This window comes from Neisseria sp. P0021.S007 (assembly GCF_051956855.1).
This window is the reverse complement of the sequence record NZ_JBQCXA010000490.1, coordinates 1-705: the sequence shown is the minus strand read 5'-3', so window position 1 is coordinate 705 and position 705 is coordinate 1. Positions and strand designations below refer to the sequence as shown.

1 pseudogene is annotated in these 705 nt (G+C 52.1%); it reads right to left on the bottom strand.

What is annotated here, in order from left to right:
- A pseudogene (locus ACTHUR_RS14190) lies at positions 1–526 on the bottom strand (FtsK/SpoIIIE domain-containing protein); the annotation flags it as partial.
- Between the last annotated feature and the right edge of the window lie 179 nt (positions 527–705).

Genomic DNA, 705 nt, shown 5'->3' with positions numbered 1-705 from the left:
CTCCTGCATGTTGCCGTCCGCTACTGTTTTTAACAGCCAATTCAGCCAATTCGTTCAAAAAGGCCTGCCGTTGTGCCAAATCGTCATCGGGTTTGAATTGTCTGCAACGTTCCCAAAACGCATGCAAACCAAGCGCGCCGGTATGCCACAGGTCGGCCATTCGTTTGTACAAATCATCTTTTCCCGCCAGTTTCCCTTGCATGATGTGGAACAGGGTTTCGCTCAACAGGGCAAGCCAAAGCCGCGAATGGTCTTGAAAGCAGGTTTGGAAAGAAGGGATGTCGATGCCTTTGGTATCGGGGGCGGCAGTCAGATTTTCCGACTTGCGAGCCCAGCCTTTGGCAAAGCAATAGCCGATACAGAGTACCGCCCACTCGTAGTTGTTGTCCAGATGCGGCAACGCACCTGCGTGGGTGAGTTTTTCGCGTATGGCTTTGGCTTCGCTGCTGGAAATAATGTGTTTGTCGCTAATCAGGGTATGGAAATAGTCGGAATCCCACTGGCGGTTGTCTGGCAGCAGATACATGTATTGTTCCTTTAATTATTCGAAATAAACATCGGCAGTTACACGTGAACATGCGCCCGCGCTGTCCAGTGATTCGGCTTCCACCAGATAGGTGCGGCCGATATGCGGGTCGAGACGGCGGTACACTTCGGGGGTGATTTCGGTGTCCTGCGACAACAAAATCACCTGCTGTTCCAGCC